At 45.8% G+C, this 18,104-nt stretch carries 12 protein-coding genes; 7 read left to right on the top strand and 5 right to left on the bottom strand.

What is annotated here, in order from left to right:
• Positions 1-128 precede the first annotated feature (128 nt).
• From glgB to NL626_RS16715, 3 genes are all read right to left on the bottom strand, one after another.
• Complete coding sequence (glgB, locus tag NL626_RS16725) at positions 129-2,372, bottom strand: 1,4-alpha-glucan branching protein GlgB (RefSeq protein ID WP_253657584.1); 2,244 nt, start codon at positions 2,370-2,372, stop codon at positions 129-131.
• Positions 2,373-2,606: 234 nt separating this feature from the next.
• Positions 2,607-4,787 (bottom strand): 4-alpha-glucanotransferase, encoded by a 2,181-nt coding sequence (gene malQ / locus NL626_RS16720; protein ID WP_005374838.1) that lies wholly within the window; start codon positions 4,785-4,787, stop codon positions 2,607-2,609.
• A 117-nt stretch (positions 4,788-4,904) separates the two neighbouring features.
• The gene (locus NL626_RS16715) at positions 4,905-7,358 is read right to left on the bottom strand and encodes a glycogen/starch/alpha-glucan phosphorylase (RefSeq protein WP_253657555.1); all 2,454 of its coding nucleotides are present in this window, start codon (positions 7,356-7,358) and stop codon (positions 4,905-4,907) included.
• 734 nt (positions 7,359-8,092) lie between these two features.
• On the opposite strand from NL626_RS16715, the gene malT reads away from it, so the two are divergent.
• The 7 genes from malT (at position 8,093) to sstT (ending at position 16,815) form a co-directional block, all read left to right on the top strand.
• Entirely contained in the window at positions 8,093-10,801 is a 2,709-nt protein-coding gene (malT, locus tag NL626_RS16710; RefSeq protein WP_170889944.1) for an HTH-type transcriptional regulator MalT, read from the top strand.
• A gap of 578 nt (positions 10,802-11,379) precedes the next feature.
• A complete protein-coding gene (locus NL626_RS16705; protein WP_253657554.1) occupies positions 11,380-12,297 on the top strand; it encodes a DUF368 domain-containing protein in 918 nt (305 codons plus the stop codon).
• A 244-nt stretch (positions 12,298-12,541) separates the two neighbouring features.
• Entirely contained in the window at positions 12,542-12,967 is a 426-nt protein-coding gene (locus tag NL626_RS16700) for a hypothetical protein (RefSeq protein WP_025768641.1), read from the top strand.
• Between the two features lie 9 nt (positions 12,968-12,976).
• Entirely contained in the window at positions 12,977-13,591 is a 615-nt protein-coding gene (locus NL626_RS16695) for an SCO family protein (protein WP_025768642.1), read from the top strand.
• Positions 13,581-13,889, top strand: a complete 309-nt coding sequence (locus NL626_RS16690; RefSeq protein WP_005384641.1) for a PTS transporter subunit EIIB — start codon at positions 13,581-13,583, stop codon at positions 13,887-13,889. Before NL626_RS16695 ends, NL626_RS16690 begins: the two co-directional genes overlap by 11 nt.
• A gap of 275 nt (positions 13,890-14,164) precedes the next feature.
• Positions 14,165-15,241, top strand: coding sequence for a ribosome small subunit-dependent GTPase A (gene rsgA, locus NL626_RS16685; RefSeq protein WP_025768643.1), 1,077 nt, complete (start codon positions 14,165-14,167; stop codon positions 15,239-15,241).
• Positions 15,242-15,597: 356 nt separating this feature from the next.
• Positions 15,598-16,815 carry a serine/threonine transporter SstT gene (gene sstT / locus NL626_RS16680; RefSeq protein ID WP_005374821.1) on the top strand — a complete coding sequence of 406 codons (1,218 nt, stop codon included), beginning with the start codon at positions 15,598-15,600 and terminating at the stop codon, positions 16,813-16,815.
• 65 nt (positions 16,816-16,880) lie between these two features.
• Here the strand turns inward: sstT and pdxY are convergent, their stop codons facing one another.
• Both pdxY and NL626_RS16670 read right to left on the bottom strand, forming a co-directional pair.
• The gene (gene pdxY / locus NL626_RS16675) at positions 16,881-17,750 is read right to left on the bottom strand and encodes a pyridoxal kinase PdxY (protein WP_213886428.1); all 870 of its coding nucleotides are present in this window, start codon (positions 17,748-17,750) and stop codon (positions 16,881-16,883) included.
• 101 nt (positions 17,751-17,851) lie between these two features.
• Positions 17,852-18,040 carry an AbrB/MazE/SpoVT family DNA-binding domain-containing protein gene (locus NL626_RS16670; RefSeq protein WP_005374817.1) on the bottom strand — a complete coding sequence of 63 codons (189 nt, stop codon included), beginning with the start codon at positions 18,038-18,040 and terminating at the stop codon, positions 17,852-17,854.
• Positions 18,041-18,104 lie beyond the last annotated feature (64 nt).

Below are 18,104 nucleotides of genomic sequence, written 5' to 3'. Positions count from 1 at the left end.
GATTGATGATAAACAAACCCGTGAGCTTGCCTGATTCAATCAAGAACAACAAGTTTTAGAGGTAAAAAATAGGTCAAAAAAAGCCCGATTTACAATGTAAAACGGGCTTAGAATTTGATTAGACTAAATTATTTGTGCAGCTTGTAGAACACGGTTGAAAGTGGAGGCAAACGAAGCTCAAGTGATTGAGGCAGTGATTCACTTTCAACTTTTTCCGTTTTCACACTGGTCAGCACTTTAAAATCGCTGCCGCCGTATTTGCTATCGTCTGTATTCAGTAGCAGTTCGTATTGACCTGCATTTGGAACGCCTAAACGAAAGCGCTCGTGTGGTACGGGCGTAAAGTTGGTGATGATCAGAATACGCTCACCTTCTTTACTAATACGCTCGTGCGCTAGGATGCTCGCATCCGCTTCGTCTTGTAGACGCCACTCAAAACCAGCAGGAACACAATCTTGATCGTGCATCGCCGCTTCATTTCGGTACAAGTGGTTCAAATCTCGCATCAGCTTTTGGACACCTTGATGACGCTCATATTCCAGTAAGAACCATTGCAACTGATCATCGTGGTTCCACTCCGCCGTTTGGCCAATTTCCGCGCCCATAAAGTTCAGCTTTTTGCCCGGTTGACCATACATATAACCGTAGTATGCTCGTAGGTTTGCGGTTTGCTGCCATTCATCACCTGGCATCTTGTTATGGATAGAGCCTTTTCCGTACACCACCTCATCGTGAGAGAGAGACAAGACGTAGTTTTCGCTGTGCGCATAAACCAGCGGGAAGGTGATGGTATTGTGGTGGTATTTGCGGTGAACAGGATCTTCTTTGATGTATGAAAGACTGTCGTGCATCCACCCCATATTCCACTTGAAGCCAAAACCTAAACCACCCATAAAGGTTGGCGCAGACACCCCCGGAAACGCCGTTGACTCTTCCGCAATCGTCATCGCATTCGGGAAGTGCTTGTACACTTCTTCGTTCATCCATTTTAAGGTTGCGATTGCGTCGTAGTTTTCGTTGCCACCATCGACGTTTGGTACCCACTGGTCGTGGCTACGTGAGTAGTCGAGGTAAAGCATCGATGCGACTGCGTCCACGCGAATGCCATCAATATGGAATTGTTCAAACCAGTACAGCGCATTCGATACAAGGAAGCGACGCACATGTTCACGGCCTAAATCATAGATGTATGAGTTCCAATCTTGGTGCCAACCGCGACGTGGGTCCGGGTCGTGGAACAGCGGTGTGCCGTCAAAGTTTGCTAAACCGTGGTCATCCGATGGGAAATGCGCCGGAACCCAATCCAGCACCACACCGATACCAGCTTGGTGACACGCATCCACGAAGAATTTGAAATCATCAGGTGAGCCGTAACGGCTAGTTGGCGCAAATAAGCCAACGGGTTGATAGCCCCATGAACCATAGAATGGATGCTCAGACACAGGCATCAGCTCAACGTGGGTGTAGCCCATATCCACAAGGTATGGCACCAACTGCTCCGCGAGTTCGCGGTAGTTGAGGAAATCACCGTTCTCGTCGCGCTTCCATGATCCAGCATGCAGCTCATAAAACGATAACGCTTCATCACGCTTTTGTGTCACTGCGCGGTTTTGCCATTTCGCATCTTGCCATTGGTAACGCTTGTGATCGTAGGTGATGGATGCGAACGATGGGTATTGCTCAGAGTAGAAACCCCAAGGGTCTTGTTTATGAGGAAGCCCTTCCCCATTTGGCCCTTTGAGCTCAAATTTGTATTGTACCCCCTCTTCCAGACCAGGAATGAATAGGCCCCAGATACCGTAGTCTAGGCGTTGCATTGGATGACGACGGCCATCCCATTGGTTGAAGCAACCCACAAGGCTAACAGCCGATGCATGTGGTGCATAAACAAGGAAACGCACACCAGAGATGTTTTCACCGCCACGTTCTAGCGTGACAAAGTGTGCGCCCATGTAGTGATACATGTATTTTGGCGTATGCAGATGCTCGTACTCTTGGTAGATATTGTGATACTGGTACGGGTCATCAATAATTTGTTCAACACCATTCCAATCGACCGCTAAACGGTAGTGGGTCAGGTGTAAATCGCGTTGCTCTTTTAAGATGAAACCGCTGTCGCCATCACGCTCAAGCGCCACGCGAGGTTCACCATTAACAAGTAGTTCAACCTTGTTTGCGCCCGGCATCCAAACTCTCAGCGAAGCTTCGTCGTCAATGAATGGACCCAGCGCAGCAAATGGATCTGAGTAAGCCGCCTCAGCAAGCAGTTCGTATGCGCGTTCGTGTTGTTTCTTTATTTTCTTGGTTTTGGTGGTTTTCAAATCTTTCTCCCTAGAGCCAACATCCTTTTCAAGACCAGAGATCTGAATCAAACATCGGTTTCTCCACAGCCAACGTTGTGAACTCACAAAAAGACTCCGCTTCTCACGTTCGTTGCGTAAACGGCGTCAAAATACAAAAATGCCCGCTATTGTCGCGGGCATAATAACGGTACTTCATCCTAACGGATTGTGTTTTAGGAATGAGTGACCTAGACGGAACTTTCGTACCTCTGAGCTAACAAAAAATTGGTAATCAGCTCGTCCATCTACGCCACTCTAGGCATCTTACTTACTCGCCTGTGCACGAACTTCAGTAAGGCGTTTAGAAATACGATTCACATCTTCACGGCTGAAGATTTCATCTAGGTTCATCGACAATTTACGACGCCAGTTTGGATACTCATCCACCGTACCAGGAATATTGACCGGTTGATCCATTTCTAGCCAGTCTTCAAGCTGAACGCTAAGCAGTGCAGAGTCACCCGCGGCTACGTGCAGTTGCAGCGCTTCGCTTAGGTATGAATCCATTGGCACGTACTGAGCATCATGACCAATGCCTTCTGGCAGATAGCCATGCCAGCGAACACTGTCTAGAATGCCTTGTTTGCACTTCAAGCGGTCAGCGAATAGGCCTTCCAACTGCTGCTCATCAGGGTACAGACCAATCTCACGCCCCATCTTCAAGTCATCACAGTGCCAGAAACCGCGTAGTGTTGGCATATCGTGCGTACACAGCGCAGCCATAGACTGCTCAGCGTAGTGCTTCGGAGAAATAAAACCGCCGTCGTCTTTTGATGTTTCGAAGAAGAAGACTTTGTACGAATGCACACCCGCATCACGAAGGATATCAACGATTTCATCAGGTACAGTACCCAAGTCTTCACCGATTACAGAACACTGATGACGGTGAGATTCCAACGCTAGGATTGCTAGCATGTCTTCAACTGGGTAGTACAGGTATGCGCCTTCTGTCGCTTTCTCGCCTTTTGGAATCCACCAAAGGCGAAGCAGGCCAAGTACGTGGTCGATACGCAATGCTCCACAATGCTTCATGTTAGCACGTAGCAATTTGATGTAAGCGTCGTAGCCAGTCGCTTCTAAAACCTGAGGGTTAAGCGGAGGCAGACCCCAGTTTTGGCCTAGTGGACCAAGTACATCTGGTGGTGCACCGATGCTTGCATCCAATACTAGCGCGCCTTCATCAGCCCATGTTTCACTACCAGAATCAGCAACACCAACCGCAAGGTCACGGTATAAACCCACAGCCATGCCTTTTTCTTCGGCTAGCGCTTGCGCTTCTTTGATTTGATCGTCTGCGATCCATTGCAGGTACATGTACAAGTGAACACGATCTTGGTTGTCCTTAATGTACTTCTGAGTACCAGCTGCGTCGAATGTGCGGTATTTCTCAGGGAATACAGGCCAACCCCACATGTTTGCATCTTCTGCATGTAAATCAGCATGAAGTGCATCGAATGCAGCTTGATGTAGCAAGCTGTCGCCGCCTTTTTCAACAAAGTCCAAGAAGGCACGAGCGCGATCGGTGTTCTTGTCTAAATGGCGAGCTTTAAACTCACTGAATAGTAGCGGAAGAACGCTCATTTTTAGTTGCGAAACTTCGGTGTAATTCACCCAATGAGAGTCTCGCGCTTTTTGTAAACGTTGTTGGAACTCTGCGCTACCAACACGCTGTTGTGCTTCTGCACTTAGCGCGAATTCAGGTACAGAGCTTACGTCGATGTACATGATGTTCAACCAACGACGAGAAGACGGGCTGTATGGGCTTGCCCCTTCTGGATTCGCAGGGAACAGCGAGTGAATCGGGTTCAAGCCAATGAAGTCACCGCCACGAGAGGCAATATCACTCACCAGTTGTTTTAGGTCGCCAAAATCACCGATGCCCCAGTTATGCTGAGTACGCAGTGTGTAAAGCTGGATACTAGGACCCCATAGCTTTTTGTGTTGGTTTAGATCGTCTTGTTTGAAACACGCTTTCGGCGTAATGATCAATGACATCTCGTAAGGTGTTTTACGACGCTTACGACTGATGATCAGTTTGTGATAACCCCAAGCCAAGTTCTTTGGCAATGCAAACACTAGAGGGCCACCCTCAGCACGCTCATCACGAACAATTTGGGACTGAAGATAGCCTTCAAGTACCTCTCCTTGTTCTGTTTCTAAACGCCAGCTGAATTCACTCTCACGAGCACTCGTACCTAGGTTTAGTTCCACTTCGACTGGTTCGCCGTCGCGTAAAACAAGAACAGGGGCTAGTACGTCTTTTTTATGTTTCTTTTCAGCAGAAGCCAGTAGTTTTTCATCACTGCTAGTATCGTAGCCAAGCGAAGCGAGCAAGCGGCGTAGCGTCTCCTCAGACACTTTAGCCTCATCTCCCCAAGCACTGACATAGCTATCAGCCAATCTCGCCATTTCCGCGACTTTCTTTAATGCTGTTTGTTCTTTCATCGCTTTCTCCGAAGGTAATACCAACACCTTCCATGTAGGGTTTTATTGTTATCAATAACTTCTTTTGGAAAATGACCAAAGGTAGCGCTTGGCTACCTTGGTCTTAACTAGGTTCTATTAGCGTTTCACCGCTTCAAGTTTCCAGATATTGTTCACGTAGTCGCGGATTGAGCGGTCTGACGTGAACTTGCCAACAAGGGCGGTATTAAGAATGGCCTTCTTCGCCCAGCCAGCTTGATCTTTATATTGTTCGCTCATGTCTTCGTGTGCTTTCACATAAGAGGCGAAATCCGCGAGACATAAGTATGGGTCACCACCGTCTAGCAGGCTGTCGTATGTGGCACGCAGTAAGCCTGGTTGGCCTGGTGTGAACTCTTCACCCAATAGCAAGTCCATTGACGCTTTGAGTAAGTGATCCGCATTGTAGTAATCAAATGGGTTGTAACCTTGAGCTTTCAGCGCTTTCACACCTTCAACATCTAGACCGAAGATGTAGATGTTCTCATCGCCTACTTCCTCACGAATCTCAACATTTGCACCATCCATTGTACCGATAGTTAGCGCACCGTTTAGCGCCATCTTCATGTTACCTGTACCTGATGCTTCTTTACCCGCTAGCGAGATTTGTTGAGAAACGTCAGCCGCAGGGATAATGATTTCAGCCATGCTCACACGGTAGTCAGGGATGAATACCACTTTCAGCTTGTTACCGATGCGAGGATCGTTGTTCACCTTGTCTGCAATCTTATTGATTGCGAAGATGATTTCTTTCGCTAGGTGGTAACCCGGTGCTGCTTTTGCTGCGAAGAACACAACGCGTGGCGTACACTCAAAACCAGGTTCATTAAGAATACGGTGGTACAGAGACAGTACGTGTAGCAAGTCTAGATGCTGACGTTTGTACTCGTGCAGACGCTTGATTTGAACATCGAAGATTGCATTAGTATCGAGCTCGATACCCATGTTCTCTTTCACCCAAGTTGCTAGGCGTTCTTTGTTCTCTTTCTTCACTGCCATGAATTCTTTTTGGAATGTCGCGTCAGTGGCGTACTTCGCAATACCTTCAAGTTGCTCTAGTTTCGCTGGCCATTCTGGGCCGACTTTCTCAGTGATAAGCTGAGACAGACCTGGGTTACAGAACTTCAACCAGCGACGTGGCGTAATACCGTTCGTTACGTTGTGTAGACGTGTCGGGTACATTTCGTGGAACTCTGGGAATAGGTCTTTCTTAACCAATTCAGAGTGAAGTGCTGCTACACCGTTTACTGCGTAAGAGCCGATTACACATAGGTTTGCCATGCGAACCATGCGGTGGAAACCTTCTTCGATGATAGAAAGCTTCTGTTGTTTCGCGACATCACCCGGCCACATTGCACGTACGTCTTGTAGGAAGCGGTGGTTGATCTCGTAAATGATCTCCATATGACGTGGTAGCAGGTGCTGGATTAGCGACTCTGGCCATGTCTCTAGTGCTTCTGGAAGTAGCGTGTGGTTGGTGTACGCAAATGTCTTAGAGCTGATTTCCCAAGCCGCTTCCCAAGCTAAACCTTTTTCATCCATCAGGATGCGCATTAGTTCAGGAATCGCAATCGTTGGGTGCGTATCGTTAAGCTGGATAGTCTCTTGCTTAGGTAGATCCGCTAGCGAGTAGCCCGCAGCTTCGTGGCGACGTAGGATGTCACGTACAGACGCTGCTGAGTGGAAGTACTGCTGCATTAGACGCAGTGTTTTACCTTTCTCGTGGTTGTCGTTCGGGTAAAGCACTTTAGTGATGTTACCTGCGTCGATCAGTGCGTGCTGAGCTTCGAAGTAATCACCATTGTTAAAGCTTGCTAGTGAGAATGGTGCGATCGCCTGACATTCCCAAAGACGTAGCGGGTAAACAGTGTCTGATTCGTAACCCACAATTGGAAGATCCCAAGGCATTGCTCTTGCTGTCATGCCTGGTACCCATTTGCGAACTTCTTTACCGTTCTCGTTAATCACTTCAACGTGACCGTAGAAACCGATCTCTTGCGCAAGTTCTGGACGCGCAATTTCCCAAGGGTAACCTTCTACACCGCGCCATGCGTCAGGTGCTTCTTGCTGGCGACCATCTTTGAATGACTGTTTAAATAGACCGTATTCGTAATGTAAACCATAGCCGACAGTTGGGAATTCTTGTGCCGCACATGAATCCATGAAACACGCAGCCAGACGACCAAGGCCACCGTTACCCAATGATGGGTCGCGCTCTTCTTCTAGCAGATCAGTTAGGTTGTAACCTAGTTCAGCCATTGCTTCTGTTACTTGTTCGTACAGACCCATGCTGATTAGGTTGTTACCAGTCAAACGACCGATAAGGAATTCTAGCGAAAGGTAGTTAACGCTCTTCGCACTTTTAATGCGTGGATCTTCTTCTGTCGCAAGCAAATCTAGAGTAGTAAATTCAGCCAGAGCATGCCCCATTGCTAGGTACCATGCGCGGCTGTCTGCGTTTTCAATCGTATGAGCGTAAGTTACAGATAGGTGTTTCTTTACGCTTTCTTGGAACGACTTCTTGTCAAATTGTTTTTGTTGAGTAGGTTTCATTACGAAATTCTCACGTCTTTTGGTAATTCATCTGCCATACATCGTGCATTTACCTCTGTGAATAAACATCCTCCTAATTCTCATCCTTTGAAGGAGGAGGGCTGAGGGCGTAGAGGGGGTACCATTGCTAGGTTAGTGATCCAAATCTCAACAAAGTGAACTTTGCACCAGTTCTTAGTGATTTTGATCACAATGGAATGTGAGAAAGGTTAAAACCCGTTCATGACGCTTTTTATAGTCCACTCATCTGATGATGTGAAAATTGTAATATCGGTCACATTAACTCGGTCAGCGTAGAAGAACTTTTCGTAATCTATGTGCAACGCGATCTTAATGCTAACGAAACAAACGATATTTAAGTGACGACAATCACAAATAAAGGGCGTAGTTGATGGTAAATCCATCAACCCTTGAGAATTAGGAAGTGGATCAAAGTAACGAACATTTCTGATGTCGTAACATCCCACTCAGCTCACAGGATTGTACGCTTTTTATACAAACTAGAATTAGGCGATGTGAGTTATTTCTAGTTTTCGCTAGCTTTTATATCTAAGTGACCGTATGGAATGGTTTTTCAGACGGACGCAAGCCCCAACAGTAGCGACATCATCCGGCATTCAAACAGTGTTTTTGATGCTGATGACATCATTCAGTAAGACGGCTTTCAAGGGGGCTTTACAAGAATGATCACGTTGCTGTCATTTGGGTATACATAAATAAGGACATAACTACTAATGTGGATTCCATCTAAGCTTACTCGACCAGGACGCCTGCACAATGCCATCGTGCGCCCACGAGTGTTGGACTTACTACAGCAAGCGCCTTACTACAAATTGGTTTTATTCCGCTCCCCAGCAGGTTACGGAAAAACAACAATGGCAGCGCAGTGGCTATCCGATAAGCCAAACGTCGGTTGGTACAGCATTGATGACAGCGATAACGACGGCTTTCGCTTTGTAAACTATCTGCTTCAAGCATTAAACAAAGCCACCAACGTCAGTTGCGCTAACGCACAAAAACTGGCGGAAAAACGTCAGATCTCGTCTTTACGCTCCCTATTTAGCGAAGTATTCGCTGAAATGGCTGACTTTCATCAAGAGTGCTACGTGGTACTTGATGACTACCATTTAATCACGAATGATGAAATCCATGAATCCATGCGTTTCTTCTTAAAGCACATGCCAGACAACCTCACCGTTGTGGTAACCAGTCGTGCAGCGCCGCCTCTGGGCACTGCAAACTTACGTGTTCGTGATTTAATGATCGAAATCGGCAACGAGATGTTGGCGTTTGATACCGAAGAAACCACTCGCTTCTTTAACCAGCGTATCGCCGATGGTATTGATGAAGACATGGCGAACAGCCTAAGAACCTATGTTGAAGGTTGGCCATCGGCGATGCAGTTGATCGCATTACAAGCCCAACATCAAAACCGCACATTGGCACAAACTGTAGAGTCGGTATCGCAGTTCAATCACGCGCACTTGTGGGATTACTTGGTCGAAGAAGTGTTTGACTTACTCGATCACGAAACTCGTCACTTTTTAATGCAAGTATCCGTGCTTGACCACTTCAATGATGAGTTAGTGTTTGCCCTTACCCAACGCGAAGATGCACTGGGAATGATTGAATCGCTTAACCGTTACGGCTTATTCATTTACCCGCTCGAAGGGGAACAGAACTGGTTCCGGTTCCATAACTTATTTGGCGAGTTTTTATCTCATGAGCGCCAAGCTCGCATTCCTCAGCAAGAAAAAGATCTCCACCGCAATGCTGCTATCGCTTGGTTACAACAAAAAGCACCACACCAAGCGATTCATCATGCACAAAAATCGAATGATAAGGACTTAGTGGTAGAGATCCTAAACGAATTCGGCTGGAAGATGTTTAACCAAGGCGAACTCAGCACACTGGAAAGCTCAATTAACAAGTTGGACGATGATCTGTTGTTCAGCCACCCAAAACTTACGATGCTCCGAGCATGGTTGGCTCAAAGTCAGCATCGTTATAACCAAGTGGGCCACCTGCTTGAAGAAGCGGAAGAGGAACACAAAAAGCGTAACATTGCGTTAGATATTCATTATCAAGGTCAAGCAAACGCGTTGCTTGCTCAAGTGGCTATCAACAGTAACCAACCAGAAAAAGCTCTCGAATTAGCGGAGTTAGCGCTTAGCCAACTTGATAACACAATTTACCGTAGCCGAATTGTGGCGACTTCGGTTGTTGGTGAAGTTAACCACGTGCTAGGTAAACTAGACCGTGCTTTGCCGATGATGCAACAAACTGAAAAGCTAGCTCGTCAGTATCAGGTATATCACCAAGCGTTATGGGCAATATTGCAGCAAAGCGAGATTTTAATTGCACAAGGTTACGTGCAAGCTGCCTTTGAACTACAAGATTCCGCATTCCGTCTGATTGAAGATCAGCAGCTTCAGCATGTTCCTCTTCATGAATTTTTGCTGCGTATTCGCGCGCAAGTACTTTGGTGCTGGAACCGACTTGATGAAGCGGAAGAATGCGCGTACAAAGGTCTGCAAATTCTCGAAAACCATTCACCAAGCAAGCATTTACATAGCTATTCGATGTTGGCGCGTATTGCGATTGGACGCGGTGAATTAGACAAAGCAGGTAAATTCATTGAGCATATACAGCACTTGATGAAACAGTCGACTTATCACGTAGATTGGACTGCAAACGCTTCACTATCGTTGATTCTATTTTGGCAAGCGCGCGGGAATACCGATGCAATGCAAGAATGGCTCAACACTGCGGTTCGTCCTGAATCGGCATGCAACCACTTTTCTCAATTGCAATGGCGTAACATTGCTCGCGCCCACATTAACTTAGGCCAATATACCGACGCTCGTACTGCGTTAGATTTTCTCCAAGGTGAAGCTCGTCGCACTAACCTAATCACAGATACTAATCGCAACTTAGTGGTTGAAGCGGTCCTTTCTGCTCGCCAAAAAGATGAGGAGCAAGCCAAGGCTCTGTTAAAAGAAGCATTAGTAATGACGAACCAAACTGGCATGGTCGGAAACTTCCTGATTGATGGTGCAACCATTGGCGGTCTGCTGGAGAAGTTGAGCCTCCGCCATGAACTGGGCGATCTTGAGCGTCACCGTGCTCAACAGTTAATGAAGGACATTTCATCGAATCAACGTAGCCGGTCGATTCACTTTGATGAAGACTTTATTGAAAAGTTGGTGAATCACCCTAATGTGCCAGAGCTAGTACGTACTAGCCCATTAACACAACGCGAATGGCAGGTTCTGGGGCTGATTTATTCAGGCTTTAGTAACGAGCAAATCGCACAAGAGCTGGATGTGGCAGGTACGACAATTAAAACCCACATTCGCAACCTGTACCAAAAGCTTAATATTGCTAATCGTAAAGAAGCCATTGTGACAGCTGAAAATTTGCTACAGTTAATGGGATACTGAACTGCTAGATAAACGGGTTAAAACGTAAAGTAAAACACAAGGGTTGACGTAACACGTCAGCCCTTTTTTATGACTGACAGAAAGAGAAGTGCAATTTGCAAAGCACGTAAGTAACGTTGTTCATATAAAAAAATAGCCAACCGCAATAATCGCGATTGGCTTATATTTAGTGTGAACAAATTGTATTCACTAACAACGTCAGTTGGCTAGGTGACCCTCGGCTTAAGAAGGGTCGAGCAGTATTATGCATTAATCATGCCAAAATGCAAAGACTTATTTTTGGGCACAAGATCTCATATAAGCTGGATTTATTCATGCGCAAATTATCAAAATGCAATTTTATAATGCAAATTGCAATTGCATAATGCAACCAAGATTGATAATTGATAGTAGAGTTAATCATCTCAAAAATGTAAACCAAGCATTAAAAGCTCGTTACGGCGGCATTGTCTCTTGGCGGGTAATAAAGATAGGCAATAGATTGGATATAAAACCAAGTAGTTACAGCACTATTTCATACTTTTTTCATCGCAATGTTTGTATACTCTCTGCCATCGAAACGACTTAGCATTAGAGCAATGAACTACTTAATTACTTTCTTCAAGGGAATCGCCATGGGTGCAGCAGATGTTGTACCTGGTGTATCTGGCGGCACCATCGCGTTTATCACTGGTATTTACGATACGCTGCTTGAAAGCATTCGACGCATTAACCCCTCACTTTTCTCTATCTGGCGAAAAGAAGGGTTAAAAGCCGCGTTTAATCACATCAACGGATTCTTCCTAATCGCTCTGTTTGCCGGCATTTTCACCAGTATTGCAACGCTAGCAAAGTTGATTACTTGGCTTCTTGACACACACCCGATCCCACTTTGGTCATTTTTCTTTGGTCTAATTTTGGTCTCTGTGTATCACATTATTCGTCAGGTTGAGCAACGCGATCTTGTCCGCTTTGTCATTCTGCTCGTTGGTGTCGGGTTTGCTTATAGTATTACTGTGCTCAAACCTTTACACATGGAACCAACGGCCATTAACACCTTATTCGCTGGAGCTATCGCGATTTGTGCGATGATCTTGCCGGGTATCTCTGGCAGTTTTATTTTGCTGCTGATTGGCATGTATGCTCCTGTATTAGCCGCAGTGAAAGGTTTTCAAGTCGATACATTAGCGCTATTTTTGTCTGGCTGCGTGATCGGTTTACTGTCCTTCTCTCACTTATTGTCGTGGTTACTACGCAAGTTCCGTGATTTCACCCTGATGTTTTTGACTGGATTAATGATTGGTACGTTGCCAAAGATTTGGCCATGGAAAGAAACCATCACTTGGCGCACCAATTCGAAGGGCGAACAAGTGCCATTGCTACAGCACAACCTATCACCATTTGAATTTGAACACGTGACATCACAACCTTCTCAGTTAGTACTTGCTGTCGTAATGATGCTTGCAGCCATTGCTCTGGTTTTGGGTCTAGAGAAATTCGCAGATTCAGATAAATAACTTTGGTATCAAACACATACTGAACCAAATAAAAACGGAGCCAATTGGCTCCGTTTTTATCTATTGGCTAAGGGCAAAAACATCTCAATTGAAAACTCTGCTGTATTTGATGCAATAAAGTCCGTCGCATTACTAAGAAGCTGGTCACCGAGGTATAACGCACAATTTACCGAGGTCACGAGTTGGCGAGCGGCGCATCTGTGCTACGATGCTCGTAATGTTAAGTGATAAATGCTGAACCTTAATGAAACTGTTACAAATCGCCGCTGTTTCAGCCGCATTAGTTGCGGGATTTTATGCCCCGACTCTAATAAAAAGCTTTTCTTCTTCCACTCAAAGCAAGTCAATAGATGAATACTGCTTTCTCTCTACAACCTCTTGCGTCCAAGAAAATGTTACGATGACGCTAAACTCAGAAACTGCTCAACCCTTGGTTCCTACCACTCTAAATGTTGAGTGGCATACAAGCGATGCTAAGCAACTCATCCTAAGTCTTTCAGGAAGAGAAATGGAGATGGGTGAGCCTAAGTTTTTGCTGAAGCAAATCGCTCCTGGCCAATATCAAGGTGACATCATTCTCCCGGTTTGCACGGAGGATGCAATGACTTGGGTTGGTGAACTCAGTGATGGAGAGAATACCGTTTACCCTGCTATAAAAATGCAAAGATAAGGAATCGTTATGAGCCGCAATTGGTCCCTATTTCTCGTAGCTGCTTTCGCACTCGGGTTTGGCGTAAAGAGCTATTTAGATAATCAGAACACGAAGCCAGAGCTAGTGGACAGTTCCACCTCTCAACAAACGGTATTGTTTGGGGAAAATAGCCAAGCCGTCAATATCTTCGATGTGAATGACCCTCGCATCCGAGTCGTCTATTTTGGCTTTACTCGCTGCCCAGACGTTTGCCCAACTTCTCTTGCAATGTTGGCAGGAGCACTGAATCAAATTGATGACGCGCAAAAAGCACAACTACGCCCGATGTTCATTTCTTTAGACCCAGAGCGTGATGAGGCCGATGCATCAGCAAAATATGCCCATTACTTCCATCCAATGATTGAAGGCCTATCGGCACCACTTGATGTAACGACACCTTTGGCACACAACTATGGTGTCATTTTCCGCAAGACAGAATTGGAAGGCTCGGAACTAAAGTACACGCTGGATCATAGCTCTTACTTTTACTTCTTGAAGCCGGATGGCACGTTAATCACTAAAGTACCGCATACGCTCTCGCCGGCACCGATTGTTGAAGCCATTTCAAAACTAACGACCGAAGGCTCTTCAAATGACGGTTAAGTCAGTGCTGAAGCAATTTTTCAATTTCCTAACTCATACCAACCCCAATGTCGAACAAGACGTCGATACGATCATTGACGCCATTGGGGGCATAGAGAACCTGCTAGAAACTGGTGCATGTGCGACTCGGCTGCGTCTTACCCTCAGAGCGACGTCCGTCATCGATAAGAACGCACTCAAAAATCATGGCGCGCATGGCGTCGTGATATTGGATGATCGTCATGTCCAAATCATATACGGCTTAAAAGCCAACACGTATTCGCAGATTATGGAAGAGCGCATCACAAAACAAAGTTAATATTTTTGCAGTATAGCTACCCTCTTTAAAAAAGGGCAGCTATACTCTTTTGGCTTAATTAACTCACTTATTTATTAACCAACGAAGAGGACACAAGATGATTGTATTGAATAACACTAACTGGGCATCGCAAGGGTAATCCTAACAGCACCAACTCTGTGGCATAACCACAACTCCCCTTCTCTGCCCGGTCTTCACCGGGGTCAACTCTATCCGAATTAGACCCTAATGCGATTTGTATTAAGGCGCTTTGTTGCGTCTGGGATAATTCAATAATGAATCAAACACATACTTTTTGTGACACATTAGTTTCAACTTCAAACCCTCTAAAACAATTGGGTTGGAAACCATTTTTTCAGCAACAACTGACATTAGACGATTACGACAACACTATCTTTGCTCGTGTAATTGCGCATCACCGAAGTGGTTATTTATTGGCAACAGAAACTGGGCAAGTTCATCTTAATGCCCACCATTCTTTACCCAACATGACCGTCGGAGACTGGGTAATCTTAAATGAAGATCAGCAATTTGTTCGCTTACTGGATCGCTTGAGCCTCTTTAGCCGCAAAGCCGCTGGCAGCAAAGTGGCAGAGCAACTCATCGCAGCCAATGTGGATACAGTGTTTATCGTCTGTTCCCTTAACGACGACTTCAATTTAAGTCGTATTGAACGCTATCTTGCCTTGGCTCATGAAGCCGAAGTCGAACCCGTCATCGTGCTTTCCAAAGCCGATTTGTGTGACAATACTGATGAACTAAAAAGCCAAGTACAGAAGCTCGACCCTCTATTAGCTATAGAGACAGTCAACGGCTTAGAAATAGAGAGTGCTTCTAAACTCATGACCTGGTGCAAAGAAGGACAAACCCTCGCTTTTATCGGTTCTTCAGGCGTTGGCAAATCAACTCTTGTTAATGCATTACTCGGGCAACAAGAACAGGCAACTGGGCATATTCGTGAAGACGATAGCAAAGGTCGACATACAACTACATCGCGCTCTATCCATCTATTACCTGATGGCGGCATCTTGATTGATACTCCGGGAATGCGCGAGCTTCAACTAGCAGATTGTGAATCGGGGGTCAGCGAGGCGTTTTCTGACATTGAGGCTCTCGCTCAGCGTTGTCGCTTTGGTGATTGCCAACATCAAACTGAGCCGGGTTGCGCAATTCAAACTGCGATTGAAAATGGCAAACTGGAAGTTCGTCGTTTCAATAACTATCAAAAACTAACGCGAGAACAAGCCTTTAACGGTGCGACTTTGGCAGAGCAACGAGCTCAAAGTCGACAGTTCGGGAAACTCACTCGAAATGCCATGAGTGATAAGCGCAGGCGCCAACAAAGTTATTAATTTGTTGCGTTTGAGTTGTCAATAAAATCAAAGGAGACGAAAGTCTCCTTTTTAACAACTTTATTAAAAACCATTACTCATAACTAATGATAATTTTCAACATAAAAATCTTATTTAAATAACATTGAGCAAACATTTAATCCAAAAACAAACTAAAACTAGACACAAAATATTACCAAGCTAAGATATGTGATATTCAGCAAGAAAATGGCTGAATTTATAAAAACAGGATAATTGATAATCATGTGTCTTAGTGACCAGAAGCAATGCCCACCCCTTGCAATACAAGGGCATTATCGCCGTGTAATGATGGACTATTGCCCTGCCACTCTGGCATAAAATTGCAGGAATGATGTATGCAACACAACAGCCTCGTTGCCCGATATGCTCGTGGTAACCTCGTCGTCCAGATCCTTGTCGGTATCGTCTTTGGTATTTTGCTCGCGACAATTTCTCCAAGCCATGCCGAAAGCGCGGGATTAATTGGTAGCCTTTTTGTCGGTGCGCTTAAAGCGATCGCGCCAATTCTTGTGTTTATTTTGGTTGCCGCTTCAATTGCAAACCAAAAGAAAAACCAACACACTTACATGCGCCCAATCGTTGTACTGTACCTGATGGGTACATTCTTCGCGGCGCTATCAGCAGTGGTTCTAAGCTTCCTTTTCCCGACCAATTTAACGCTTGTCACCGGCGCTGAAGGTGCAACGCCTCCTCAAGGTATTGCTGAAATTCTACGCACATTGTTGTTTAAACTGGTCGACAACCCAGTAAATGCACTAGTAGAAGCAAACTACATCGGCATTCTTGCTTGGGGTGTGGGTCTGGGTCTTGCACTACACCACGCATCGGCAACAACGAAGGCCGTATTTGAAGATCTAAGCCACAGCGTGTCTCACATTGTGCGCTTTATCATTCGTCTTGCACCATTTGGTATCTTTGGCTTGGTTGCTTCAACGTTTGCGACAACGGGCTTTAGCGCACTAGCAAGCTACGCACACCTTCTGGCGGTTCTTCTTGGCGCAATGATGATCATCGCACTCGTTGTAAACCCGGCGATCGTGTTCGTTAAAACCAAACAAAACCCTTACCCACTTGTATTCCGTTGTCTACGTGAAAGTGGTGTAACTGCGTTCTTCACTCGTTCAAGTGCGGCGAATATTCCAGTAAACATGGCACTATGTGAGAAGCTAAAACTGGACGAGGATACATACTCAGTATCTATCCCTCTAGGTGCGACCATCAACATGGCTGGTGCTGCAATCACTATCACAACGCTAACGCTTGCAGCTGTGCACACTATGGGTATCGAAGTTGATCTACTGACTGCGCTACTGCTCAGTATTGTAGCTGCGGTTTCTGCATGCGGCGCATCAGGTGTTGCAGGTGGCTCTCTACTACTTATCCCACTTGCGTGTGGCCTGTTTGGTATCTCAAACGACGTAGCAATGCAGGTTGTAGCGGTTGGCTTCATTATCGGTGTGATTCAAGACTCTGCAGAAACTGCGCTAAACAGCTCAACAGACGTTGTCTTTACGGCAGCAGTTTGTAAATCAGAGCAGCAAAAAGCTCAGTAAGACTGACAGAACAAATAGAAAGGGGAGCCGATGATGGCTCCCCTTTTTTGTTTAATTGCGCTCAATTACGCGGTGACCAAAGCCACCTCTTCAATTGAGAAATGCTTACTTGGCTCAACAAACTCTTGCTGCGCAGCAATAGTTTGCAGCTCCCATTCGCCTGCATGGTACGTTGCACTTAACACCCCGTAGCATGCGTCATGACAATGTTGGAAAGCTTGCTTGGGAGACCAGCCTTTTAAGAGTCCCGCGGTAAAGATAGCTGAAATAAGATCGCCCACGCCAACAGGTTGTTTAGCAAACTCAAATTGAGGACGCTTCGCAAGGTAAATGCCTTCTTGCGTAGCCAATAGCATGTTGAAGCTGCCATTTTCTAGGCAGTAAAGGTGCTTAACTAGCACCACTTTTGGACCTTTTTCTAGCGCACGTTGGCATGCGGTGATCGCATCGTCTAGTGAGTGGATTTCCATCTCAGCAAATTGACTTAGCTCGAATTGGTTCGGAACGATCACGTCCGCCATTGGCATCAAACGCGTTAGAAGATTTTCAGCAATGCCCGGAGCCACAATGCAGCCTTTGTCTGGCGCGCCCATCACAGGGTCGCAAACATAAAGTGCGTTCGGGTTCGCTTGCTTCACTTTCGTCACGGTATCTTCAACAGCAAGGCACTGCTCTGCGCTACCTTGGTAGCCGGTCAACACCGCTTGGCATTTTTCCAATGCACCGATGTTACCAAGGCCACGAACTAACTCGCTGATGTCTTCAGCCGCAAACGCTCGCCCAGTCCAGCCTTCTTGATACTGCGTGTGGTTAGAAAATTGAACGGTATGAATCGGCCATACTTCGAAACCCATGCGTTGCATTGGGAAAACGGCACTGCTGTTACCAGCATGACCAAAAGAAACATGAGATTGTATAGAGAGGATACCTTGCATAGTACCTTACCTCTTATTGTAGTTATCGATAGTTCAAAGACAGCGGCAAGCGCCAGTTTTGCGAAACCAGTAGTGTATCCGACAAACCAAGATTCTCTAACTCAATTCTCCTCAATATCTTCAGAGTAAGTTGGAGCGTTGGTTTTCAACACCATCTTCTTAATTTCCATTTTGTCTTTATTCAGTGCGATTTCTAGGGTATCTCCTTCCCTTATCCCGAGCTGAGCCAGGATTACGCTTGGAATGACTACGGCGGTGTCGTCACCGATTTTAACAGGTTGACTTATCATCTTTCGTCCTCCAAATGTCGAAAATGAGTTTTCACGTCATTGGATGTCTAGCCTCAAATGCATT

This window comes from Vibrio sp. Y58_MX_L22 (assembly GCF_024181865.1).
Taxonomy (GTDB): Bacteria; Pseudomonadota; Gammaproteobacteria; order Enterobacterales; family Vibrionaceae; genus Vibrio; species Vibrio alginolyticus.
Note: the sequence above shows the minus strand (reverse complement) of the source record. Positions and strands in the feature narration are given on the sequence as shown.